Source organism: Cupriavidus sp. H18C1 (genome assembly GCF_049311595.1).
GTDB lineage: Bacteria > Pseudomonadota > Gammaproteobacteria > Burkholderiales > Burkholderiaceae > Cupriavidus > Cupriavidus cauae.
Window position 1 is genome coordinate 2,131,093 of sequence record NZ_CP186009.1, and the last position, 21,346, is coordinate 2,152,438.

Here is a 21,346-nt window from a genome sequence, read left to right on the forward strand (position 1 = left end):
CTACCGACGAATCGACGCGCGCCGCCTTCAAGGCTCGCCGCCAGGCCCGCGGCCGTCGGGCTTGTTCTCCTGGCGTGCCGCCCTGACCCGCCGGCGTCGGATCAGCCGCGTTCGCAGCGCCCACACCCACGACACGCCGAAATAGAACAACACGCTGGTCACGCTCGCCATCAGCGCCAGGCCGACCAGCAGCGGCTTGCCGACGCCCAGCAGGCGGCGACGCGTCTGCGTCCACCAGCTCTCCTCTTCCACCTCGGCGGGCTGCGCGGCCGGGTCGGTGCCACCCGGAACGAGATTGACGATCGCCCCCGGTTCCGCGACAGCCGCCAGCGTCTCCGGCGCCGGCGGCTCGCCGCTTTCTCCCAGCACGGCGCTGCCCAGCCGCCAGGCGGCGTAATAGATCGGGCCGAAGGTCAATGGATTGCTGACGAAGGTGCTGGCCACCGCGGCCGGCACATTGGCGCGCAGGGCCACCGCCACGCCGGCGCTCATCGGAATTTGCGCGATGGGCAGCAGCAGGCCGAAAAACAGCCCCAGCGCCACGCCCAATGCGATACCACGCCGGCTGACATGCCACAGACGAGGGTGTTGCAGGATCGGTCCCATCCAGCGCAGCCATCGGTGCTGTTGCAGCCGTTCGGGATCGGGAAGGAATCGGCGGAAATGGCGGAAGAGCGAGGGACTGCGCGGGGGGAAGGGAGTCGGCGGAGCGGCGGCGGTTGCGAAGCGGAGGCATCGGTAAAGGGGGGCGGCTGACTACCGTGCAAGCATACTCCCGCGCTGGTCTTCCGACGCGATCTGCGGCGAATTCTTCGCCCTGCAGCGGCGAACATACCGCAATTCGCCCGCTTCTTGTTTTCTTCCGGTCTCCTTCCCGTCTCCTGCGTCTCTTCCCGTCCTTTTTGCCGTCCTTTTCCCTCAGGTTACTCCAACAGCACCCGGCCGGGAACGGCCGTTGGCGACACCCCACGAATGGGTGATTAGGCAGTTGACCGCATATTACGAAATGATAATAATTCGCATTCCCTTAAAATATTACAGTTCATTACAAAATGCGAGCCAAGCGTCACCCGATTACCGCTGCCCTGCTGGCGGCGTCCGTTCTTTCACCCGCCGCTGCGCGCGCCCAGGGCGCCGAGACGTTGCCGGAGGTCACCGTCAAGGCCAGCGCGAACCGGGAGCTGGGCGAGGGCTACAACCCGCCCGATACGGTCAGCGCCACCAAGATGGATGTCCCGCTGCGGGACGTGCCGCAGACGGTGAACGTGGTGACGGCCGAGGTCATGCGCGACCAGCACGCGACCTCGATCCAGGACACGCTGAAGAACGTGCCGGGGGTGGGCTTCTCGCATGGGGGACGGACAGCGCGACCAGGTCACGATCCGCGGCTTCACCGCGATCGCCGACCAGTTCGTCGACGGCATCCGGGACGACGCGCTGTATTTCCGCGACCTGTCGAACGTCGAGCGAATCGAGGTGATCAAGGGACCGGCCGCGGTGCTGTACGGCCGCGGCTCGTCGGGCGGCCTGATCAACCGGGTCACCAAGAAGCCCGGGTTGGATATCACCGATCTGAGCCTGAGCTACGGCTCGTGGGCCGACCGGCGCGGCGAGGTCGACGTCGGCCGGGTGTTCGGCGACGGCGCGGCGGCGTTCCGCATCACCGGCGCGGTGCAGCGCGCCGACAGCTACCGCTCGCAGCAGTTTCTGGACCGCACCGCGATTGCGCCGTCGCTGGACCTGAAGCTCGCGCCGGACACCAAGCTGCTGCTGCAGGCCGACTACCTCGAAGACCGCCGCGTGACCGACTTCGGCATTCCGGCCTTCAACGGCCGCCCGGTCGAGGTGCCGGCGTCCACCTACTACGGCGCGGCCAATGCGCGCGACGTGGACTACAGCCGATCGCGGGTGTACTCGGGCACCGCCACGCTGACGCATCGCTTCAACGACCAATGGTCGATCCGCAACGCGACGCGCTATTACAACTATTCGCTCGACCGCAACAACACGCTGCCGGGCACCGTCAACGCGGCACGCCGCACCGTGTCGCTGAACCGCTCGAACGTCTATCGCGAGGAGCATGGCTGGTTCAACCAGACCGACCTGACGCAGAAGGCCACGCTGTTCGGCATGAAGCACGAGCTGCTGTACGGCGTCGAGGTCGGCCAGCAGAACAAGGACCTGGTCAACTATTCGCGCAACAACGTCGCCACCGTCGACCTGTTCAATCCGGTGCTGCCGACGCTGCCGCGGCTGATCGGCGGCACGCCGGGCACCACCAACCGCGGCACCTTCAAGACCCTGGGCCTCTACACCCAGGACATGATCACGCTGAGCGAACAGTGGAAGGCCCTGGTCGGCGTGCGCTACGACCGCTTCGAGCAGGAGACCGTCGACCGCCGCCCGAACCAGCGCGGCCTGTCGCGCACCGACAATGCCTGGAGCCCGCGCGCGGGCCTGGTGTGGCAGCCGTCGAAGACGCAGTCGTATTACCTGTCGTGGAGCCGTTCATTCCAGCCTTCCGGCGAGACCTTCTCGCTGGCGGCCAATAACGCCGAACTGGAACCGGAAAAGACCAGCAATACCGAAATCGGCGCCAAATACGATTTCTTCGGCGGCCGCGCCAGTACCACCGTGTCGGTATTCCGGCTGGAGCGCACCAATATCAAGGTCGCCAATGCCACCAATACCGCGCTGATGCCGATCGGCGAACAGCGCACCGACGGCGCCGAGCTGACGTTCGCCGGCGATCTGGGACAGGGCTGGAAGGTGCTGGCCGGCTACGCCTATCTCGATGCGCAGGTCACCCGCTCGAGCAGCGCGCTGGAAGGCAAGCGCGCCACGCTGACGCCGCGGCATAGCGGCAATTTCTGGGTCACCAAGGAGCTGGGCCACGGCTTCGGCATCGGCGGCGGCCTGAACCTGATCGGCGCGCGCATGGCCGATCCGCAGAACACGGTGACGCTGCCCGGCTACGTCACGGCCGACATGATGGCCTGGTACCGGCGCGGACCGGTCGAGCTGCAGCTGAACCTGTACAACCTGTTCGACAAGGGCTATATCGTGTCGGCGCACGGTTCCAACGCGAACCTGAACCTGCCGGGCGCGCCGCGCAGCGTCAGTGGCGACGTTGCGGTACCGGATGTAGCAATCGGGCGAACCAGCGTTGGCGTGGGGCCGATCGGTTGCGCGGCCTCGCCCGCGGGTTCGGCATCGGCTTGGCGCTGCGCCACCGCTCTCGCGCCCCGCCGCACGATCAGATCGTCGACGTACTGCATGCAGCCGGCCCGAAAGGCCGGCTGTACCCCTTCACAGGACTTCGCGTGGCGCACGTCGTGCATCAGCGCCCATGCATAGCCCTGGAACAGATCCGCGCATGGCGCGGCGCAAGGCCTGCCGCCAAAGTGGTCGCCGTCGGCGTGAAAGCCCGGCGCCAGGGCCGCGATCGGCGCGTTCGCCAGCGTGCCCTTTACCTGGGCGGCGCCCATCAGCATCGCGGCCAGGGTTCCTGCTCCCAGCAGGAAGAGAGAAAGTTTCATCGTATCGGCATTGGCGCTGGCTCGCGCCGACCCCTTTTTATTGATGGGAAACCCGTTTTGGCCATTACAAATACAACAAAGACGGGCATGCCGATATGAAATCTTTTTAAATCAATGTGTCTGTTGTATTTCCAACTCGGATCGAAAAAAGCGGAGCCGGAATCCGCCGGCTTTCGGCCGAAATTCCCCCTGGCACAACGGGGCATCATCGCGACCGCGGTGCAATTCGACGCCGCCCGACTATTTCATCTGCGCCTGCAGGATCGCCACCATTCGCTGCGCCAGCGGCGATAAATAAGCGCCGGCCCGCGCGATCACGCCCACGCGCCGGCGCAAGTCGAGTTCTTCGCTGCTCAACTGCAGCGCACGAAACCCCGCCAGGGGGCCGGGCCATCTGCGCCCCGGCAATGCTGAGCATCCGCGTGCCCCGCATCAGATAGAACAGCGAGGCGCTGCCGAAATCCGATTCGACACGCAGATTCGGCGGCGGCAGGCCGCGTTGCTGAAAGGCGGCCTCCAGCTGCTGGCGCAGCACGATATGCGCGCCGGGCAGCAGCCATTCCTGATCGACCAGGTCGGCGAGCCGCAGGCCGCGCTTGCCATGCAGCGGGTGCGCCTCGTCGGCAACCACCGCCAGCGTGTCGTCGAACAGGTCGTGGACCACGAACTCGTCGGTCCGCTGCCGCGGCACCGGCGCGATGGCCAGGTCCAGTTCGCCGGCCAGCAGCGGATCCATCAGGTCGCGCGCCATCCGCCGCGTCAGCCGCAGCCGCGCGACGGGCCGCTCCTGCATCAGCTGGCGGCAGGCGTCCAGCACCACCGGGTTTGGAATCGACGGCGAATAGCCGAGCCGCAGCACGCCCTGCTCGCCGGTCCGGATGCCGCGCATCTCGGCCAGCGCATCCTCGTATTCCAGCCGGATGCGCCGGGCGCGGTCGATAAACGCCGCGCCCGCCTGCGTCGGCCGCATGCCCAGCGCGGTGCGCTCGAACAGCGGCAGGCCGATCTGCGCTTCCACCCGCTGCACCGCCTTGGTCAGCGCCGGCTGGCTCATGCCGAGCGCCTCGGCGGCGCGGCCGATGCCGCCGTGGGCGGCCACTTCCAGCACGTATTCCAGATCGCGTGTCTCCATGCCGCTCCCCTCGCATTCCAGTCGGTTATGGCTTTATTTCCAATGCAGCATTGTAGTGATGTCCCGCGTCTTCCAAACTGCCGCCAAAGCAGATCAAGGAGACCTCGATGACCTTCGCCTATTTCCTGCGGCGTGCCGCGCGCTATTGGGGCGACCGCCCCGCGGTGCTGTATCGCGACCGCGCGCTCAGCTATCGTCAGCTGGACGAGCGCTCGACCCGGCTGGCCAATGCGCTGCTGGGGCTGGGCCTGGTCAAGGGCGACCGCGTCGCGGTGCAGTCGCGCAATTGCACCGAGCTGGTGGAGATCGAATGCGCGCTGTTCAAGGCCGGGCTGGTCAAGGCGGCGCTCAATCCGCGCTTTACCGCCGCCGAGGCGACCCAGGTGGTCGAGAACTGCGGACCGCGCGTGATGATCGCGGGCCGCGGCTACACCGGCTACAACCCGCAGACGGCCGGCTTCGGCTCGGTCGAGACCTATATCGCAATCGGCGAAGCGGCACCCGGCTATCTGGACTACGAGGACGTCGTCAGCCGTGGCGGCACCGAGGCGCCCGACTACGCGCCGCAGCCGTGCGATCTCGCGGTACTGCATTTCTCGTCGGGCTCGACCGGCAAGATCAAGGCGGCGATGCAGAGCTACGGCAACCGCATCGCGTCGCTGCGCAAGATCGTGCTGGGCATGGACCGCCCTGCCCGCTCCGGCGACCGGCTGGCGCTGATCGGCCCGGTCACGCACGCCTCCGGCATGCTGATGCAGCCCTACCTGTACTGCGGTGCCACGCTGGTGCTGTTCGACAAGTTCGAGCCGGCGCATTTCCTCGCCGAGGTCGCGCGCCTGCGCATTACCCATGTGTTCATGGTGCCGGCGATGATCAATATGGTGCTGGCCGAGCCGTCGCTGGCCACCGCCGATCTCTCCAGCCTGAAGACGCTGGCCTATGGCGCCGCGCCGATGGCCCCGGCGCGCATCCGCGAGGCGTGGGAGCGCATCGGCCCGATCCTGTCGCAGGGCTACGGCGCCAGCGAATCGACCTCCGGCGTCACGCGGCTGTCCACCGCCGACCATGCCGATGCGCTGGCCAACCGCCCCGAGCGCCTGGCCTCGTGCGGCCGCGCGCTGGGCGAGACCGAAGTCCGCGTGGTCAACGAGCGCGGCGAGGAAGTCAGCGGCGACGAGATCGGCGAGCTGGTGATCCGCGGCGAGGACGTATTCCAGGGCTACTGGGGCGAGCCCGAGCTGACCCGCGAGGTGCTGATCGACGGCTGGCTGCATACCGGCGATCTGGCCCGCGTCGACGAGGAAGGCTTCATCTATCTGGTCGATCGCAAGAAGGACATGATCATCTCCGGCGGCTTCAACGTCTATCCGACCGAGGTGGAAGCCACGCTGTACCAGCATCCGGACGTGATGGAAGCCTGCGTGATCAGCGTGCCGGATGCGACCTGGGGCGAGAGCGTCAAGGCCGTGGTCACGCTGTGGCCGGGCCGCGAGCTGAGCGCGGCCGACCTGATCGCGCATTGCCGTGCGCGCATCGCCGACTACAAGACCCCGCGCTCGATCGACTTCGTCAGCGAGTTGCCGAAGAACGCCAGCGGCAAGCTGGCCCGCAAGCTGGTGCGCGAGCGCTATTGGCAGGGTCAGGAACGCCGCGTGAACTGACACGCGGCTTGAAACGCGGCTTGAAACGCGAACTGACACACGCCCAAAGCCCACGACACCGAGGAACGACGCCATGTTCGAATACCTGACCAATCCCGTGCTGGTCGAGACGCGGGCCGCCATCCGCCGCTTCATCGACGAGGAACTGCGCCCGATGGAGCAAGAGCTCGGCCTGGGCTCGGAAGACCCGTGGCCGAAGGAGGTGCTGCGCCGGGTCTGGCGCCGCTCCAGCGAGCTCGGTCTTTACGCCGCCTGCCTGCCGATCGAACTGGGCGGCAAGGGCCTGAACATCGCCGAGCAATGCGCGCTGAAGGCGGACATCGCCGCCAGCGGCTGCTCGTTGGCGCCGCATGTGCTGGGCGACCTGGGCGGACCGCCGCGCGTGGGCAATATGCTGAAGTACGCCACGCCCGGGCAGATCGAGCGCTATTTCGGCCCGGTGATCCGCGGCGAACGCTCGACCTGCTTCGCGATGACCGAGCCGCATTCGGGTTCCGATGCGATGAGCATCTCGACCACCGCGGTAGTCGATGGCGACGAGCTGGTCATCAACGGCCACAAGCACTACATCAGCGGCGCGCCGTTCGCGGACTTCGCCATCGTGCTGTGCGTGACCGATGCCAGCACCACGCCACCGTCGATCAGCGCCGTGCTGGTCGATCTCGACCTGCCCGGCGTCACCGTTGACACCGAATACACGCCGATGTCGGGCCAGCATATCGATGCCGATATCCGCATGGTCGATGTGCGCGTGCCGCGCGGCAATATCCTCGGCGGCGAGGGCAACGGCTTCAAGCTCAGCATGTCCCGCATCAACGTCAACCGGCTGCTGCATTGCCCGAGCATGCTGGGGCTGGCGACCAGCGCGTATCGCGCGTCCGTCCAGTACGCGGGCAAGCGGCGCCAGTTCGGCGGCCCGATCGCGCGATTCCAGGCGATCCAGCACATGCTCGCCGACATGGCGGCGGCGCTGTGGGCGTGCGAAGCGATGATCGCGCAGACCGCCGCGCTGGCCGACAGCGGCGCAGACCTGCGCATGAAGGCCGCGGCCTGCAAGCTGTTCGTGTCGGAGCGCTGCTTCGAGATCGCCGACAAGGCGGTGCAGATCCACGGCAATGTGGGCGTCACGCGCGGCCACCCGGTCGAGCAGACCTTCCGCAAGCTGCGCATGTTCCGCATCTTCACGGGCACCAGCGAAATCCAGCGCAACACCATTGCGCGGGCGATCCTGGAGCCGCTGATGGAGCAGGCGGCGCAGGTGGGCAAGGGGCGCGGCGCGGCATAGTGCCGCCGGTTGCCCGCAGCACCAGCAACAGCAGCAGCAGCAGAACATCGACGCAGCCCGGACTGCGACATCAGTACAGGAGACAGCAAATGCATCGCAGAACATGGCTGGCCGCCGCGGGCGCCGCGGCACTGGGCGGCATCCTGCCGCGCGCCTACGCGGCCGACGGCTATCCGAACCGGCCGATCCGGCTGATCGTGCCCTTCCTGGCCGGTACCTCGCCCGACAACATGGCGCGCGCGCTGTCGGCCGAGCTGGCGCCGAAACTGGGCCAGCCGCTGGTGGTCGAGAACATGCCCGGCGCGGGCGGCATCATGGGCGGCCGCGCACTCAAGCGGGCCGCGGCGGACGGCTACACGCTCGGCGTGCTGGCCAACACGCACGTAATCAACATCCACATGTACAAGCAGATGCCGTACGACCCGGCGCGCGACTTCACCTGCATCGCGCCGCTGTCGGGCGGACCGACCGCGCTGGTGGTCCCCGCCAACTCGCCGTACCGCACCGCGGGCGAGCTGATCGCGGCGATGAAGCGCGCACCGGGCAAGCTGAACTACGGCTCCGGCGGCAAGGGGAGCATCGCCCATCTGGCCGTCGAATCGATGCTGCACCAGACCGGCACCCAGGCGGTCCACGTGCCGTACAAGGGCGCACCGGAAATCCTGACGGCGATGCTGACCGGGCAGACGCAGTTCGGCATGCCGGTGCTCAGCACGGCCACGTCGTACCTGCGCAATGGCCAGGTCCGCGCGCTCGCGGTGACCACGGCCGAGCGTTCGCGCTACTTCCCCGACGTGCCGACGCTGGCGGAGGCGCTGCCGCCCGGCTTCGTGCTCGACAACTGGAGCGGGCTGTTCGCGCCGGCGGGGATGCCCGCCGCGCTGACGCAGCGTTTGTTCACCGCGATCAACGAGGTGCAGGCCAGCGGCAAGCTCGATGCGATGCTCGAAGCCAGCGCGGGCGAACTGCGCCGCAGCGCCTCGCCGGCGCAGTTCCGCGAGATGGTCTCGGCCGAGACAAAGCGCTACGCGTCGCTGATGCGCGATATCGGCATGACGGCCGACATCGGCTGAGCGGGCGCGGGCCATGACATCGAGCAAGCCATCGAGCGAGCCATCGAGCGAGCCGCCAACCAAGGCGCCAGCGAAGCCACCAACAAAGCCGCCAACCAAACCGGACTGGTCCTGCCTGAACGACGTCAGGATTATCGATCTGAGCCAGCTGCTGCCCGGCCCGCACGCCACGCTGCAGCTGCAGCAGCTGGGCGCCGACGTGATCAAGGTCGAGCGCCCCGGCGTCGGCGATACCTCGCGCGCGTTGAGCGCCTCGGTGTTCGCCCAGTTCAATCGCGGCAAGCGCTCCGTCGCGCTCGATCTGCAGGATGCCGAGGGCCGCGCGGCCTTCCTCGAGTTGGTGCGCGATGCCGACGCGGTGGTCGAGGGCTTCCGTCCCGGCGTGATGCAGCGTCTCGGCCTCGATTACGCCGAACTGGCCAAGGTCAATCCGGCCATCGTGCTGTGCTCGATCTCGGGCTTCGGCCAGACCGGCCCCTATGCCGACCATGCCGGCCACGACCTGAACTATCTGGCACTGGCCGGCTACTGGGCCGCGCCGGTGCAGGTGCGCGACAAGGTCGCGCGGCCACGCGTACGGGTGTCGGACTATGCGGCCTCGAGCTATGCGGCGCTGGCGCTGACCGTCGCGATTCTCAGTGCGCGCCAGCATGGGCGCGGCCAGCACCTCGATGTGTCGATCCACGACGCGGTGCTGTCGTGGACGGCCCATGGCGCCTGGGTCGCGCGCGAGCATGCCGACGCCCCGCTGCGCTCGCCCACGGTGATGCCGGAGAACGACCTGTTCGAGACGCGCGACGGCCGCCATCTGGCGCTCGGCATTCTGGAGAACAAGTTCTGGCTGAACCTGCGCGACGCGCTGGGCGAGAAATTTCCTTCGCTGATGGATCCGCGCTTCGCCGAGCGGGCCGGACGCCAGCGCCACAAGGTCGAGGTCAATGCGCTGCTGGCGCAGATCTTCGTCAGCCGCACGCTGGCGCAGTGGCTGGACACGCTGGCCGGCGTGGATCTGCCGATCTCGCCGGTGCTGAACGCGGAAGAGCTGCTGCGGGACCCGCATGTGCAGGCGCGCGGCACGGTGCGTCAGGTATCGGACCCCGATCAGGATCGCGTCGCCGTCCGCTTTCCGGTGCGCTTCTCGCTGGGCCTGCCCGATGGCGACGACCACGTGGCGGCGTTGGGCGAGCACGCGCCACGCTGGTCCGCGGACTGAACGAACAAGACCGGCCCCGCGTTTCCGCGGCGGCCGGCCCTGGCAACATCAAGAACGTCAAACCCGGTCCGCGCGACCGCTTGCTCGGTACGTCCCGAGCTCAGTACGTCTCCAGATGCAGCCGCCCTTCGCGCTTGAGCGAAGCGGCCACCGCCTCCCAATCGAGACCGGCCTGCTCGGCAATATCGCGCAGCGCCAGCACCACGCCCTCCTCCATGCTCTTCAGGCCGCAGACATAGAAGTAGCTGTCCGGATCGGCCAGCAGCACGGCCAGGTCGGCGGCGCGCTCGCGCATCACGTCCTGCACATAGCGCTTGGGCTGCCCCGGCGTGCGCGAGAACGCCAGGTTGATATCGATGAAGTCCTTGGGCAGGCTTTGCAGCGGCCCGAAGTACGGCAGCTCCTCGCGCGTGCGGGCGCCGAAGAACAGCATCAGCTTGCCGCCCTCGAACTTGCCGGACTTGCGCAGGCGCCGGCGCCATTCGGTCATCGCCCGCATCGGCGCGCTGCCGGTGCCGGTGCAGATCATCACGATGTTCGAGCGCGGATGGTTCGGCATCAGGAAGCTGTTGCCGAAGGGGCCGATCACCTCGACCGTGTCGCCCACCTGCAGGTCGCACAGGTAGTTCGAGGCCACGCCGCGCACCGGATTGCCCTGGTGGTCCTCCAGCACGCGCTTGATCGTCAGCGACAGGTTGTTGTAGCCCGGCCGCTCGCCGTTGCGCGGGCTCGCCACCGAGTACTGGCGCGCATGATGCGGGCGGCCCTGCTCGTCGACGCCCGGCGGCACGATGCCGATCGACTGGCCCTCCAGCACCGGGAAGGGCATCGCGCCGAAGTCCAGCACAAGATGATGGGTGTCGTAGTCGCGGCCGACCTCGGTCACGCGCACATTGCCGACCACAGTGGCGGTGATCGACTTGATCGCCGACTTCGGCCCGTACAGATTGGTGTAGCAATGCGCGGCCGACCACGGCGGCAGCGTGGCGCCGTATTGCGCGCTGTTGAACGGGGCGATCTGCGCCAGCGCGGGATCGACCGGCTCTTCGACCGCCTCCAGCGCCTGCGCTTCGGCGATCGCCTCGGCACCGACGCCGCTGGCGGCCAGCTGCTCGCTGCTCAGTTCTTCGGGAAGCGTGTCCCAGCCCAGCTGTTCGTCCAGCGTATAGGGCCGCGTGCGCGGCACCATGCGCCAGTTGTCGATCGAGCCGGTCGGGCACGGCGATACGCAGGCCATGCACAGATTGCACTTGTCGGCGTCGACCACGTAGTTGCGCGAATCGTGCGTGATCGCGTTGACCGGGCAGGTCATCTCGCAGGTATTGCAGCGAATGCAGATCTCGGGGTCGATCAGATGCTGCTTGATGATTTGCATGTCTGCCATATCCATGGCCGTCTCCAGATGCTGCCGCGGCTCGGCGCTACGTTCGGTCACGCGCGGTCGCTGTCGTTGTTGCTGCCGTTATTGCCGCTACTCTCGCCGCTCAGTTGAAGCGCACGTATTCGAAATCCACCGGCTGGCGGTTGACGCCCATCGCCGGCGGCGCGATCCAGTTGGCGAACTTGCCCGGCTCCACCACGCGGCCCATCAGGCTGGCGACGAAGGCGCGATCCTCCGCGCTCGGCAGCCACTGGTCGACATTGGCCTGCCATTCGGCCTCCGAGATCACGCGGCCGTCCGGCGACACCTTGACGCCGGCCAGCGCGCCGATATTGCGATGGAAGGCCTTGTGCGGAACCTTCAGCCGGAATGGAATGCCCGCCTTGTCCATGACGCGGTTCCAGCGCTCGACGCCGGCCACGCTGTCCTTGATGTAGTCGTCGCGTAGCACCTCGTTCAGCGCGTTCAGCATCGGCACTTCCTTCTCGACCAGCTGGCCGCCCGAGGCCTGCAGCACGCGGTAGGTGCTGTCCTTGAGCAGATGGTCGTCGTTGCGCTTGCCTTCCTCGAAGCGGCCCTTCAGGCCGGTGCTGTAGAAGGTCGCGGCATTGCTCGACTCGTCGGCGCCGAACAGGTCGATGGTCACGCTGTAGTGGAAGTTCAGGTAGCGCTGGATGGTCGGCAGATCGATCACGCCCGCGGCGCGCAGCTTGCCCGGGTCGTCGGTCTTCAGTTCGTTCATCACCTGGCAGGTGCGCTGGATCACGCGCGAGACGCCCGACTCGCCGACGAACATGTGGTGCGCTTCCTCGGTCAGCATGAACTTGGTCGTGCGAGCCAGCGGATCGAACGCGCTCTCGGCCAGCGCGCACAGCTGGAACTTGCCGTCGCGGTCGGTGAAGTAGGTGAACATGAAGAACGACAGCCAGTCCGGCGTGCGCTCGTTGAACGCCTGCAGGATGCGCGGGTTGTCCTGCTCGCCGCTGCGGCGCTCGAGCAGCGCCTCGCCTTCCTCGCGGCCGTCGCGGCCGAAGTACTTGTGCAGCAGATAGACCATCGCCCACAGGTGGCGGCCTTCCTCGACGTTGACCTGGAACAGGTTGCGCAGGTCGTACATGCTCGGCGCGGTCAGGCCCAGATGGCGCTGCTGCTCGACCGAGGCCGGCTCGGTATCGCCCTGCGTCACGATGATGCGGCGCAGGTTGGCGCGGTATTCGCCCGGCACGTCCTGCCACGCGTCCTCGCCCTTGTGGTCGCCGAAATGGATTTTGCGGCCCTGCTCCGCCGGGTTCAGGAAGATGCCCCAGCGATAGTCCGGCATCTTGACGTAGCCGAACTGCGCCCAGCCCTGCGGATCCACGCTGATCGCGGTGCGCAGGTAGACGTCGAAGTTCTGCGAGCCGTCCGGGCCCATGTCGTTCCACCAGCTCAGGTAGTTCGGCTGCCACTGCTCCAGCGCGCGCTGCAGCGTGCGGTCCTCGCTGAGGTTGACGTTGTTGGGGATCTTCTCGCTGTAGTTGATACCGGACATCGTTGGTCTCCCGGTGATATGTCGTCGTGTCGTTGTGCCGTGGTGTCGCTGTGTCTTTGTGTCGCTGCGCGCCGTCGACCGGCGGGTCAGACGCGATTCCAGTCGAATGCCGCCTTGTCGCCCTTGCCGTAGACCTTCAGCGCGCCCTTGTCGCCGACGGCGTTGGGCCGCTGGAAGATCCAGTTCTGCCAGGCGGTCAGCCGGCCGAAGATGCGGGTGAACATGGTCTCCTGGCCGTTGAAGCGCAGGTTCGCTTCCATGCCGGTCAGCGCGTCGGGCGACATCGCCACGCGTTCCTCGATCGCGATGCGCAGCTCGTCGGCCCAGTCGATGTCGTCCGGGTTCGAGGTCGCCAGGCCCAGCGCGAAGGCGGCGTCCGCATCGAGCGGCTGGCCGGCCTTGGCGCGCACCGCTTCGAGCGCCGGCGCCTCGTCGTAGAAGCGGCGGCCCAGGCGGCTCTGGCCGGTGGCCATCGGATAGAGGCCGAAGTTGGTTTCGCCCACGGTAATCTTCGGCGCACGGGCCTCGTCGTCCGGCAGCGCCAGGTGGTAGATGCGGTCGCAGGCCAGCGCCAGTTCCAGCAGCGAGCCGGCGAAGCAGGTGCCCTCGTCGACCAGCGCGAACAGGCTGCGCGAGGACACATCCAGCCGGCTGAAGGTACGGCGCAGCAGCCCGATGGTCTCGCGCACCAGCCAGTGGTCGCGATGCGCCAGCAGCGTGGCGTCCATCTGCAGCACCGCGTCGGCATCGCCCGCGGTCTTGATCAGCCAGGTGCCGATTTCCAGCTCGTTGGTGCGCATCGACAGGATCGCGTCCTCGAGCTCGCGCGCCAGCTGCAGCGGATACCAGGCCGCGCCGGCTTCGGCGATCGCCGCCGGCGTCTGCGGCTGCGGGCCGCGCGGCGCGTGGATCGTGAAGGTGGCGGTGCGCGCGGCGCGATCGATCTGCACGTCGACGTAGCCGTAGCGCAGCGCGTCGGCTTCGACGGTGCGCTCCAGCGGGGTCAGCGCGATGCCGGCCGCGTCGGCGGGACGGTCGCTCTGCGCGGCCAGCGCCAGCGCGCGCTCCTGCACCTTCTGCGCGAACACGGCGGGCTTGGCGATCTCGTCGACCAGGCGCCAGTCCTTGGCGCGCTGGCCGCGCACGCCTTCGGTGGTGGTGCAGAACAGATCGGCGAGGTCGTGGCGCACGTGGCGCTTGTCGGTGACGCGGGTCAGGCCGCCGGTGCCGGGCAGCACGCCGAGCAGCGGCACTTCCGGCAGGCTGACCGCCGAGGAGCGGTCGTCGACCAGCAGGATCTCGTCGCAGGCCAGCGCCAGCTCGTAGCCGCCGCCGGCGCAGGCGCCGTTGACCGCGGCGAGGAATTTCAGGCCGCTGTGCCGCGACGAATCCTCGATGCCGTTGCGGGTCTCGTTGGTGAACTTGCAGAAGTTGACCTTCCACGCATGGCTGCTGACACCCAGCATGAAGATATTGGCGCCCGAGCAGAACACCTTCTCCTTGCCGCTGGTGACCACCACGCTGCGCACTTCCGGATGTTCGAAGCGGATGCGGTTCAGTGCATCGTTCAACTCGATGTCGACGCCGAGGTCGTAGCTGTTGAGCTTGAGCTTGTAGCCGGGACGCAGGCCGGCGTTCTCGTCGATATCGAGCACCAGCGTGGCGACGGGTCCGTCGAACTGCAGCTTCAGGTGCTTGTATTGGGAGGGGTCGGTCTGGTAGTCGACGCGGGGGACCTGGGTCACGGCATTGTCTCCTGTTCTCTGTGCTGACATCGCTGTCTGTTCTGCCTGCGCGCCTCGTGCCGCGAAGCATGGCGAAGCACGATAGTGCATGGACTAAAATCCGATGTCACGCATGATAGTGCATCGCCTTTCGCGACGTCAAGAATTATTGTGCATGCACTTGGATGACGACCACTCTGCGCTTTACTTCATATGGAGCGCGTAGTCAGCGCAGCGGGTGCGACGCGCCGTGACCGGATTACCCTCCGACAGGCCGCCATCTGCCAGCGATTCCGCCTGCACTCCTGCAATATAGTTCTTGACAGCGTCGGCGTCGACCTCTATGGTTCGCCCATGCACAATAATGCATTAACAGCAGACGTGCAAACCGCAGACTTGAACACCGCGGACGTGCAAACCGGTTATGCCAACCGGTGACGTTCTTCCCGATCTGACGGAGCGCTTGCCGATGTCCCCCACCCTCCCACCGGCCGCCCAGGCCTTCCGCCAGCAATTGGCGCAACTGACGGCCCGCCTTGCCGGCCGGCCGCTCGATGCCGAGCTGGACGCTTGGCTCAACGCCGAATACGGCCCCGATACCGAGTCCTATCGCGCGCTGAAGGCCGCCTGCGAAACCGGCGTGGCCGAAGGCTGGCTGTGCGATCGCGAAGGCGGCGGTATCCGCTATGGCCGCATCTTCAAACCCGCCGACGACCTGCACGGTTTTTCGGTCGACGTGGTCGACATGCAGGACATCGCCGGCCCGCATCACACCCATCCCAATGGCGAGATCGACCTGATCATGCCGATCGAGAGCGAGGCCCGCTTCGACGGACGGCCCGCCGGCTGGCTGGTGTGTCCGCCCGGCAGCGCCCATCGCCCCACGGTGTCGAACGGGCGCGCGCTGGTCCTTTATCTGCTGCCTGAGGGGCGCATCGAATTCACCCGGCAGGAGGCAGCATGAGCGAGTCGCTACCGAGCTATCTGGCCGGCCGCTGGCAGCATGGCAACGGCAAGGGCACGGCGCTGTTCGACCCCGTGCTGGGCGACGAACTGGCGCGTGTCGATGCCACCGGCCTCGATCTGGCCGAGGGCTTCGCCTTCGCCCGCGAGCAAGGCGGCGCCGCGCTGCGGGCGCTGACCTATCGCGAACGGGCGTCGCTGCTGGGCGCCATCGTGCAGGTTCTGCAGCAACACCGCGACGCCTACTACGAGATCGCGACCGCCAACAGCGGCACGATCAAGCGCGATTCCGCGGTCGATATCGACGGCGCGATCTTCACGCTGGGCAGCTATGCGAAGCTGGGCGAGACGCTCGGCGACCGGCGCTATCTGCTCGATGGCGAAACGGCGCGACTGGGCAAGGATCCGTTGTTCCAGTCGCAACACGTGCTGGTCCCCACGCGCGGCGTCGCGCTGTGCATCAACGCGTTCAACTTCCCTTCCTGGGGCCTGTGCGAGAAGGCCGCGCCGGCGCTGCTGTCGGGCGTGCCGGTGATCGTCAAGCCGGCCACCTCCACCGCCTGGCTGACGCACCGCATGGTCCGCGATGTGGTCGAGGCCGGCATCCTGCCGCCTGGCGCGCTGTCGATTGTCTGCGGCAGCGCCGACGGCCTGCTGGACGCGCTGGAGCCCTTCGACGTGGTGTCGTTCACCGGCTCGGCGCAGACCGCGGCGCAGATCCGCACGCATCCAGCGATCGCGCAACGCTCGGTGCGCGTCAATATCGAGGCGGACAGCGTCAACTCGGCGCTGCTGCTGCCGCGCGAGGCCGGCGGCAACGATGCGCTGCCGCTGCTCGCTTCGGAGGTCGTGCGCGAGATGACGGTCAAGTCGGGACAGAAATGCACGGCGATCCGCCGTGTGTTGGTGCCCGAGTCGCTGTACGACGCCGCCGCCGAAGCCATCGCGGCCAAGCTGCGCGAGGTCACCGTCGGCAATCCGCGCAATCCGGACGTACGCATGGGGGCGCTGGTCAGCCGCGCGCAGCTCGCCACCGTGCGCGAGGGCCTCGCGCAATTGCAGGCGCAGACGCAAACCCTGCACGATGGCGCGAACCAGGCGCTGATCGACGCCGATCCGGCCGTGGCTTGCTGTATCGGTCCGACGCTGCTCGGCACGCGCGATCCCGACGGCAATGCGCGGGTGCATCAGATCGAGGTGTTCGGCCCGGTCGCCACGCTGATGCCCTATCGGGAGCGGCAAGGCGAAGACAGCATCGACGCCGGCCATGCCTTCGAACTGGCGCGCCGCGGCGAAGGCTCGCTGGTGGCGTCGCTCTATGGCAGCGATCCGGCGGCGCTGGCCGCCGCGGCGCTGCAACTGGCCGACAGCCACGGCCGCGTCCATGTGATCTCGCCCGATGTCGCGCAGCTGCATACCGGCCACGGCAACGTGATGCCGCAATCGCTGCACGGCGGCCCCGGCCGCGCCGGTGGCGGCGAGGAACTGGGCGGCCTGCGCGCGCTGAACTTCTACCATCGCCGCAGCGCGGTGCAGGCCAGCACGGCGGTGCTGGACCGGCTGTAAGGACCGGCTGTAAGGACGAGTGCCAAAGACCAGCTCCGAGGAGACACGCAGCACATCGCAGTACTTGGGCACTTGCAGGAGTTGCAGGACCTGCAGGGCTCGCAGGACATACAGCGCCTGCAGTATTCGCAGCATCCGTAGAACAGATGGGGAGACAACGCATGGCAGCCGCAACGACGACTACCGCGACCACGATCACAGCCACCGCGCCGGCCTCGGACCCACCGCCGGTGGTCGCGCCCACCACGCCCTTCAACTTCGCCCAGCACCTGCTGGAAGCCAACGCGCACCGCGGCGACAAGGTCGCCTATATCGACGACCACGGCCGCCTGCGCTACGGCGAACTGGCCGAGCGCGTGCGCCGGTTCGCCACCGCGCTGCAAGCCCTCGGCGTCCGCCGCGAGGAACGCGTGCTGCTGCTGATGCACGACTGCAGCGACTGGCCGGTCTGCTTCCTCGGCGCGATCTACGCCGGCATCGTGCCGGTCGCGGTCAACACGCTGCTGACGCCCGACGACTACGCCTACATGCTGCAGCACAGCCGCGCCCGCGCGGCGCTGGTGTCGGCGGCGCTGCTGCCGGTGCTGGAGCAGGCCATGGCCAAGGCGATGGGCGAAGGCGGCCATGAGGTCGACCACGTGATCGTGTCGCGCCCCGAGGGCGCCAACGACGATGCGAGCACCTTGCCTGCCGGCATGGTCTCGCTCGACGCGCTGATCGCCGAACACGCGCCGCAGCCGGCCGCTGCCGCCACCGGTCCCGATGACCCCGGCTTCTGGCTCTATTCCTCCGGATCGACCGGCCGCCCCAAGGGCGTGCTGCACAGCCAGGCCAATCCCTACTGGACCGCCGAGCTCTACGCCAAGCCGATTCTCGGCCTGACCGAAAACGACATCTGTTTCTCGGCCGCCAAGCTGTATTTCGCCTATGGCCTGGGCAACGGCCTGACCTTCCCGCTCAGCGTCGGCGCCACCGTGGTGCTGATGGCGGAGCGGCCCACGCCCGAGGCGATCTTCCAGCGCTGGCTCGATCATCGCGCCACGGTGTTTTTCGGCGCGCCGACCGGCTATGCCGGCATGCTCGCCTCGCCCGCCCTGCCGGCGCGCGAACAGGTGGCGCTGCGGCTGTGCTCGTCGGCCGGCGAGGCGCTGCCGGCCGAACTCGGCCAGCGCTTCACCGCGCATTACGGCTGCGAGATCATCGACGGCATCGGCTCGACCGAGATGCTGCATATCTATCTGTCGAATCGCCCGGGACAGGTCCGCTACGGCACCACCGGTTGGCCGGTGCCCGGCTACAACATCGAACTGCGCGACGAGGAAGGCCGGCCGGTGCCCGACGGCGAGGTCGGCGACCTCTATATCCAGGGGCCGAGCGCGGCGCTGATGTATTGGGGCAATCGCGACAAGTCGCGCGAGACCTTCCAGGGCAGCTGGACCAAGAGCGGCGACAAGTACGTACGCAATGCCGATGGCACCTACTGCTATGCGGGCCGCAGCGACGACATGCTCAAGGTCAGCGGCATCTATGTCTCGCCGTTCGAGGTGGAGGCCACACTGATGCAGCATCCCGCGGTGCTGGAGGCCGCGGTGATCGGCGTCAACGACCCGCAGGGGCTGACGCGCACCAAGGCCTTCGTCGTGCTCAAGCCCGGCACGCAGTGCGACGACGCCGAGCTCAAGGCCTTCGTCAAGGAGCGGCTCGCGCCCTACAAATACCCGCGCCTGATCGAGTTCGTCGACAGCCTGCCGAAGACCGCGACCGGCAAGATCCAGCGCTTCCGGCTGCGCGAGCAGGAGCAGGAGCAGCAGCAACAACGACAGCAGCCCGTGGACTGCAGCCGCGACGTCCCGTCGAACGTGCTGATCTCGCCGAACGGGCAACTGGCACTGGCGGGGCTGCAATGAGCGCGCCGGTCGAATTCGTCGAGATCGATTGGGCCGGCCGCCCGGTCCGGATCGAGTATCAGCGGCTGGGCACGGAGAACGCCGGCGCGCCGCTGCTGGTCTTCCTGCACGAGGGCCTGGGATCGGTGGCGATGTGGCGCGATTTCCCGAAGCGCGTCTGCGAGGCGCTGGGCTGGCGCGGCCTGGTCTATTCGCGGCCCGGCTATGGGCGTTCGACGCCGCGGGCCGCGGACGAAGTGTGGCATCCGGATTTCATGCACCGCCAGGCGCACGAGGTCTTGCCCGCGCTGCTGACGGCGCTCGGCATCGACGCCGAGGCCGAACCGCCCTGGCTGCTTGGGCACAGCGATGGCGGCTCGATCGCGCTGCTGTACGCGGCGCGCTTTCCGTCGCGCGTCGCCGGGACCATCGTGCTGGCGCCCCACATCCTGGTCGAGGACCTGTCGGTCTCCAGCATCGAGAAGGCGCGCGAAGCCTATCTCAATACCGACCTGCGCCAGCGGCTGGCGCGCTATCACGACGATCCGGACTCGGCGTTCTGGGGATGGAATGGAATCTGGCTGCATCCGCCGTTCCGCCACTGGTCGATCGAGGCGGAGATCGCCAGCATTACCTGCCCGCTGCTGGCGGTGCAGGGGCTCGACGACGAGTACGGCACGCTGGAGCAGATCCGCGGCATCGCGCGCCGCGTGCCGCAGACGCGCCTGCTCGAGCTGCCGGACTGCGGCCATTCGCCCCATCGCGATCAGCCCGACGCGTTGATCGCGTCGATCGCCGATTTCGTGCGCGATCCGCACGGGGTACCGGTGGCGCCGATCACGCAGTTGCCGCGAGACTTGCCGCAAAACTTACCGCAAAACTCGCCGCAGAACTCGCCGCAATAGTTGCCGCGAGCAACGCCGGCACGGCTTCCTGCTGGCGCCTTCGGCCCCGTACCCGACTGTTCACCCATCACAGAGCCGGTAGAAACCGGACTGCAAGGAGACAACCATGCGTCAAATCGACGTCCACCAGCTGGCCGACGAGGCCCGCTTCAACCGCTTCCATGGGCTCGTGCTGTTCTGGTGCGCGCTGATCATCATCTTCGACGGCTATGACCTGGCCGTGGCCGGCATCGCCCTGCCGTCGATCATGCAGTCGATGGGCGTCGATGCGACGCAGGCCGGCTTCATGGTCAGTTCGGCGCTGTTCGGCATGATGTTCGGCGCGATCTTCCTGGGCACCATCGCGGATCGCATCGGCCGGCGCTGGGCCATCGCCATCTGCATCGTGCTGTTCTCGGTCTTTACCGCCGCCGCCGGCTTCACCAGCGATCCGGTGACGTTCAGCGTCACGCGCTTTCTCGCGGGCCTGGGCATCGGCGGCGTGATGCCCAACGTCGTCGCGCAGATGACCGAATATTCGCCGCGCAAGATCCGCGGCACCATGGTCACGCTGATGTTCAGCGGCTATTCGGTCGGCGGCATGCTGGCCGCAGTGGTCGGCAAGGGCCTGATCGAGAGCTACGGCTGGCAGTCGGTGTTCCTCGCCGCGGGATTGCCGGTGCTGCTGATCCCGATGGTGATGAAGTCGCTGCCGGAGTCGATGCCCTTCCTGATCCGCTCGGGGCGCCTGGACGAGGTCAAGAAGGTGCTGAGCCGGCTCGAGCCGTCCTACCGGCCGCAGGCGGACGACCGCTTTGCGCTGCCCGAACTGAAGGCCGGCGAGGCGCCGATCGGCAAGCTGTTCCAGGATGGGCGCGGCTTCAGCACCGTGATGTTCTGGGTCGCGTTCTTCATGTGCCTGTTCATGGTTTTACGCGCTGAGCTCGTGGCTGGCCAAGCTGATGGCCAGTGCCGGCTACAGCCTGGGCTCGGCGCTGACCTTCGTGCTGGTGCTGAACTTCGGCGCAATGATCGGCGCGGTCGGCGGCGGCTGGCTGGCGGACCGTTTCAATATCAAGCACGTGCTGGTCGGCATGTATGCGCTGGCGGCGGTCTCGATCACCTTGCTTGGCTACCCGGTGCCGACGCCGGTGCTGTTCGTGCTGGTGGGCCTGGCCGGTGCGTCGACCATCGGCACGCAGATCGTGACCTACGCCTATGCCGGCCAGTTCTATCCGATGGCCGCGCGCGGCACCGGCATCGGCTGGGCCTCGGGCGTTGGCCGCAGCGGCGCGATCCTTGCCCCGATCGTGATCGGCATGCTGGTCGGCATGGCGCTGCCGCTGCAGCAGAACTTCGTCGCCATCGCGATTCCGGCCGTGATCGCCGCGCTGGCGGTCTCGATGATCGACCATCGGCGTTCGGCTTCGGCCAGCCATGAGGCGGCGCTGCGCACGCCGGCGCCGGCCGTGCAGAAGTAGCGGCGCGGGGCGGCGAGGCCGCGGGGC

Annotated in this window: 13 protein-coding genes and 3 pseudogenes; 11 read left to right on the forward strand and 5 right to left on the reverse strand. The window is 67.6% G+C overall.

Translation table 11 applies throughout. The features are described from left to right. Nucleotides 1-27: 27 nt before the first annotated feature. Nucleotides 28-606: a DUF2062 domain-containing protein gene (locus OJJOAM_RS25480; protein WP_422650316.1), complete on the reverse strand. Its 579-nt coding sequence runs from the start codon at nucleotides 604-606 to the stop codon at nucleotides 28-30. A 446-nt stretch (nucleotides 607-1,052) separates the two neighbouring features. On the opposite strand from OJJOAM_RS25480, the pseudogene OJJOAM_RS25485 reads away from it, so the two are divergent. Both OJJOAM_RS25485 and OJJOAM_RS25490 read left to right on the forward strand, forming a co-directional pair. Beyond that, a pseudogene (locus tag OJJOAM_RS25485) lies at nucleotides 1,053-3,148 on the forward strand (TonB-dependent receptor). Nucleotides 3,149-3,218: 70 nt separating this feature from the next. Beyond that, a complete protein-coding gene (locus tag OJJOAM_RS25490; protein WP_422650317.1) occupies nucleotides 3,219-3,638 on the forward strand; it encodes a hypothetical protein in 420 nt (139 codons plus the stop codon). A gap of 141 nt (nucleotides 3,639-3,779) precedes the next feature. On the opposite strand, the pseudogene OJJOAM_RS25495 reads toward OJJOAM_RS25490, so the two are convergent. Further along, nucleotides 3,780-4,671: pseudogene (locus OJJOAM_RS25495) on the reverse strand (LysR family transcriptional regulator). A 107-nt stretch (nucleotides 4,672-4,778) separates the two neighbouring features. On the opposite strand from OJJOAM_RS25495, the gene OJJOAM_RS25500 reads away from it, so the two are divergent. From OJJOAM_RS25500 to OJJOAM_RS25515, 4 genes are all read left to right on the forward strand, one after another. Next, nucleotides 4,779-6,332: an AMP-binding protein gene (locus OJJOAM_RS25500; RefSeq protein ID WP_422650318.1), complete on the forward strand. Its 1,554-nt coding sequence runs from the start codon at nucleotides 4,779-4,781 to the stop codon at nucleotides 6,330-6,332. A gap of 73 nt (nucleotides 6,333-6,405) precedes the next feature. Then, a complete protein-coding gene (locus tag OJJOAM_RS25505; protein WP_422650319.1) occupies nucleotides 6,406-7,617 on the forward strand; it encodes an acyl-CoA dehydrogenase family protein in 1,212 nt (403 codons plus the stop codon). 89 nt (nucleotides 7,618-7,706) lie between these two features. Further along, complete coding sequence (locus OJJOAM_RS25510) at nucleotides 7,707-8,690, forward strand: tripartite tricarboxylate transporter substrate binding protein (RefSeq protein WP_422650320.1); 984 nt, start codon at nucleotides 7,707-7,709, stop codon at nucleotides 8,688-8,690. 13 nt (nucleotides 8,691-8,703) lie between these two features. Then, entirely contained in the window at nucleotides 8,704-9,903 is a 1,200-nt protein-coding gene (locus tag OJJOAM_RS25515; protein WP_422650321.1) for a CaiB/BaiF CoA transferase family protein, read from the forward strand. Between the two features lie 100 nt (nucleotides 9,904-10,003). Here the strand turns inward: OJJOAM_RS25515 and boxA are convergent, their stop codons facing one another. From boxA to boxC, 3 genes are all read right to left on the reverse strand, one after another. Beyond that, nucleotides 10,004-11,293: a benzoyl-CoA 2,3-epoxidase subunit BoxA gene (gene boxA / locus OJJOAM_RS25520; RefSeq protein WP_422650322.1), complete on the reverse strand. Its 1,290-nt coding sequence runs from the start codon at nucleotides 11,291-11,293 to the stop codon at nucleotides 10,004-10,006. Between the two features lie 94 nt (nucleotides 11,294-11,387). After that, a complete protein-coding gene (gene boxB / locus OJJOAM_RS25525; protein WP_422650323.1) occupies nucleotides 11,388-12,815 on the reverse strand; it encodes a benzoyl-CoA 2,3-epoxidase subunit BoxB in 1,428 nt (475 codons plus the stop codon). An 86-nt stretch (nucleotides 12,816-12,901) separates the two neighbouring features. Then, nucleotides 12,902-14,560, reverse strand: a complete 1,659-nt coding sequence (gene boxC / locus OJJOAM_RS25530; RefSeq protein WP_422650324.1) for a 2,3-epoxybenzoyl-CoA dihydrolase — start codon at nucleotides 14,558-14,560, stop codon at nucleotides 12,902-12,904. Between the two features lie 448 nt (nucleotides 14,561-15,008). On the opposite strand from boxC, the gene OJJOAM_RS25535 reads away from it, so the two are divergent. From OJJOAM_RS25535 to OJJOAM_RS25555, 5 genes and pseudogenes are all read left to right on the forward strand, one after another. Then, nucleotides 15,009-15,503, forward strand: a complete 495-nt coding sequence (locus tag OJJOAM_RS25535) for a DUF4863 family protein (protein WP_422650325.1) — start codon at nucleotides 15,009-15,011, stop codon at nucleotides 15,501-15,503. Then, a complete protein-coding gene (locus tag OJJOAM_RS25540; protein WP_422650326.1) occupies nucleotides 15,500-17,068 on the forward strand; it encodes a 3,4-dehydroadipyl-CoA semialdehyde dehydrogenase in 1,569 nt (522 codons plus the stop codon). The genes OJJOAM_RS25535 and OJJOAM_RS25540 overlap by 4 nt, the downstream gene beginning before the upstream one ends. Before the next feature lie 161 nt (nucleotides 17,069-17,229). Beyond that, on the forward strand, nucleotides 17,230-18,975 hold the full coding sequence (locus OJJOAM_RS25545; RefSeq protein WP_422650327.1) for a benzoate-CoA ligase family protein: 1,746 nt from the start codon (nucleotides 17,230-17,232) through the stop codon (nucleotides 18,973-18,975). After that, nucleotides 18,972-19,859, forward strand: a complete 888-nt coding sequence (locus OJJOAM_RS25550) for an alpha/beta fold hydrolase (RefSeq protein ID WP_422650328.1) — start codon at nucleotides 18,972-18,974, stop codon at nucleotides 19,857-19,859. Before OJJOAM_RS25545 ends, OJJOAM_RS25550 begins: the two co-directional genes overlap by 4 nt. Nucleotides 19,860-19,965: 106 nt before the next feature. After that, nucleotides 19,966-21,319, forward strand: a pseudogene (locus OJJOAM_RS25555) (MFS transporter). Nucleotides 21,320-21,346 lie beyond the last annotated feature (27 nt).